Raw genomic sequence first — 3,091 nt, 5'->3', positions numbered from 1 at the left:
AGCTAACACCCATTCCCAAATACTTCAACAAACCTTAAGGCAGTTGGAGCGGGCTTGGGATGATATGCACAAAAGAGGGTTTGGTTTTCCGCGCTTTAAAAAGCGGCACAGTCTGCGTTCATTTGTCTTCCCTCAGTTAGGGAAAAACCCGGTGTCCGCAGAAGGGATCAAACTTCCGAAAATTGGCATAGTGGGGTGGCACTATTCCCGTCCTATTCCAGATGGGTTTATGGCGAAACAAGCGAGGGTAGTGAGAAAAGCATCGGGCTATTTTGTGATGCTTACCTTGCAATCAGATGTGAGTGTTCCAGATGTGCCTTTCCATGGTCATCCCATCGGTGTTGATGTGGGCTTGGAATATTTTCTCTCCACATCCGACGGTGTACGGGTAAAGCGTCCCCGTTTCTTCGGTAAACTTCAACGTCAGCTTAAATTGCTACAACGAAGGCTCAAAACGAAACAAAGGGGGAGTGCCAATGAGGCTAAACTCCGTCGCAAAATAGCAAGACTTCATGAAAGAATTGCTGATACCCGTAAGGATTGGCATTTTAAGTTAGCTCACCAGTTGTGTGACCAGGGAGACTCCATTTTTGTGGAAGACCTTGATTTTCGCATTATGGCTAAAGGAATGCTAGGAAAACATACTCTCGATGCTGGACTGGGACAATTTGTTAATCAAATTTTGCCTTGGGTCTGTTTTCAAAGAGGAGTGTTTTACGGCAAGGTAGACCCCAAAGGGACAAGTCAACAATGTCCTGATTGTGGGGCTAGGGTCTCAAAGGACTTAAGCGTGAGAATACACCACTGTCCTGAATGTGGCTCGATTAAACCTAGGGATACTGCCGCCGCCCAAGTAATTTGTACCCGTGGGCAACGGGGAATAGAAAATGTCTGTGGAGTCGAGGTGACGGGGATTCTGGTAACAGGGTCTAGTCAACTGGCTGTGAAGCAGAAAACCTAGATTGTGAGGTCTAGGAATCCCCCGGCTTTAGCCGGGTTGGAGGATGTCAACAACCTCACCACCGATCAAGCTTATCGTAGCACCATGGCGATCGGTTTTTCCCAAGCTCAATTGGAACGTGGACATCCCCTAACCATTTTTCTCAATGACCAGGGCATCTTACTCGCTTCCAAGGCCAAAGCCGATCAGTACCAAGAGCAACAAGCAACTCTCCGGGCCATTATGAAAAAGGGCGGCCTGGTTATCGCTTGTCCAGCCTGCATGAAAAAGTATGGAATTAGCGAAAGCGATCTGCTGGAGGGAATCAAAGTTGGTAATCCGGCCCTAACTGGAGAAGCTTTATTCCAAGATGACACCAAAACCCTTTCCTGGTAGTGACTGAAATTAAGCAAATCTAAGGACAGAAAAGAGTGTCCTTGGTTTGCCTACCCGTGACTGGGTTAGTACCCTTTGCTAGCCCACAAAGATATTCTTCCGTGTCGGGTCTTAAAATAATGTCCGTTAGGTCTGCCCCCTCAATGTCCACTTCACCGAACTTAGTATTGGTGCCAAAGGAACCCTCCAAACGGGCATTACGGAGATTGGCATGGGTCAAACGGGCAGACTCAAAATCCACTCCCCGGGCGTCCGCTCCCTCTAAAATGGCACCGTCCATGTTGGCGGAAAAAAACCGTGCTCCCTGCAGATTAGCTCCGGTGAAATCCGCGCCCCGTAAATTGGCATGGTCAAAGATGGAACCATGTAGATCTTGATGGGAAAAATCCGCCCCCACCAGGTTGCCCCGGTTGTAGTCTAGGGCGAGGCTAGGGCTAGTGAGGATGACAAGGGCCAGGATGAAAGTGGCAACTACTAAGCCAGCTTGAACTACGGGTTGCCATCGGCCCAGGGGATTTGCTTTTTCCCTCTGGACTCTGGCGATCGCCTTCCATGGGGATAGATTATGGACGAAAAATTTTTGACAAATTACTAAAAAGTTCATTAACATCCAACTCCCATAGCGCTTACCTTTTTCCACTATACATCAGCTCCTAAGAGCCTGTTAGTCAAGTTTTACTTCTCGAACCAATCTGCTTATATCTGATCAGAGGAGAGAATTTTTACTTAGTTTTCCTAAACATTGGAGAATTAAGAAGGCTTTTAAAAAGCAGACTAAATACCATCATTCCTACCATCGAACTAATCAATCATCCTGCAGGGCTAAAAGTTTTTCATTCAACACCTGTAAATATTCATTACTGATGTCATCGGCTAATATTCCCTTTGCTAAGGCATCATTAATGGCGCTTTTTTCTGCTATGTAGAGACGACGATATAGACCATCAATGTATTCTTTTTCTACCTCACCCTCAGAAAAAATTAAATTTCTTTGGTTATAAAAATTTCTTAATTCTTGCTCAGAATTGGCAATGCGAGCTTGGTAATCGGCGAATAATTCTTCGTACAAAAACTTAGGTAAACTGCCCGTTTCCAACAGATATTTTAATTCCCCTTGGGCCGCCTTGGCCGTAACTAAATTTAGCTGGAGCACAGCAATTTTTTCGGCCAGGGGAGACGGTTTGCTCAATTGTAATTTTTTCACCACCCAAGGCAGACTTAAACCTTGCCCAATTAGGGAAACCATCACAGTGCTAAAGACTAAGGTAACCACCTGCTCCCTTCCCGGTAAAGTGAGGGGCAGGGCCAAAGCTAGGGCCATGGAAAGAGAACCTTTAACATTGCCAGCGATCAGCACATGTTGCCAGCGCAGGGGCAAAGGCCGGTCAAAGAAGCGGAGTAGATAAAGGAGGGGATAAATGGAAAAAATACGGCCAATTTGGTAGGCCACAATGGCAATTAGGGCGGCGGGAATGGTGGCCAATAGAATGCGGGGATAGACCTCAATGCCCACCAAGAGAAAAATCAGGGTGTTGACGCCAAAACCGGCATATTGCCAGAAGCTTAACAGGGTAACTTTGATGGAAGCGGATGTTTCCTTGAAGGCTAGGTTGCCGATTACTAACCCCGCCACCACCACTTCGATCGCACTGGAAACCCCCAAAAATTGACCAATTTGAAAGGTTCCTAGGGATACAGACACCGTCAGCAGAATGTCGCTCAGATCGTCGTCTAGCTGACGGAACAGGCCGACGC

The 3,091-nt window shown here is 46.8% G+C and carries 4 protein-coding genes; 2 read left to right on the top strand and 2 right to left on the bottom strand.

Going from position 1 to position 3,091, the window contains the following annotated elements; genetic code table 11:
• Nucleotides 1–961, top strand: a 961-nt coding sequence (locus tag IQ219_RS18480; protein ID WP_194073575.1) for an RNA-guided endonuclease TnpB family protein, incomplete at its 5' end; no start/stop codon positions are given.
• Nucleotides 962–964: 3 nt separating this feature from the next.
• Nucleotides 965–1,336 carry a DsrE family protein gene (locus tag IQ219_RS18475; RefSeq protein ID WP_190599315.1) on the top strand — a complete coding sequence of 124 codons (372 nt, stop codon included), beginning with the start codon at nt 965–967 and terminating at the stop codon, nt 1,334–1,336.
• A 19-nt stretch (nt 1,337–1,355) separates the two neighbouring features.
• Here the strand turns inward: IQ219_RS18475 and IQ219_RS18470 are convergent, their stop codons facing one another.
• Both IQ219_RS18470 and IQ219_RS18465 read right to left on the bottom strand, forming a co-directional pair.
• Nucleotides 1,356–1,940: a pentapeptide repeat-containing protein gene (locus IQ219_RS18470; protein WP_228017342.1), complete on the bottom strand. Its 585-nt coding sequence runs from the start codon at nt 1,938–1,940 to the stop codon at nt 1,356–1,358.
• A gap of 201 nt (nt 1,941–2,141) precedes the next feature.
• Nucleotides 2,142–3,091, bottom strand: a 950-nt coding sequence (locus tag IQ219_RS18465; protein ID WP_194073574.1) for a cation:proton antiporter, incomplete at its 5' end; no start/stop codon positions are given.

Origin of the sequence: Synechocystis sp. LEGE 06083, from assembly GCF_015207725.1 — a bacterium.
GTDB lineage: Bacteria > Cyanobacteriota > Cyanobacteriia > Cyanobacteriales > Microcystaceae > Synechocystis > Synechocystis salina.
This window is presented reverse-complemented; position numbering and strand designations above follow the sequence as displayed.

Bases quoted from the DNA above. Each gene is read 5' to 3' on its own strand.
- IQ219_RS18470 (WP_228017342.1), bottom strand. From the start codon at position 1,940: ATGAACTTTTTAGTAATTTGTCAAAAATTTTTCGTCCATAATCTATCC.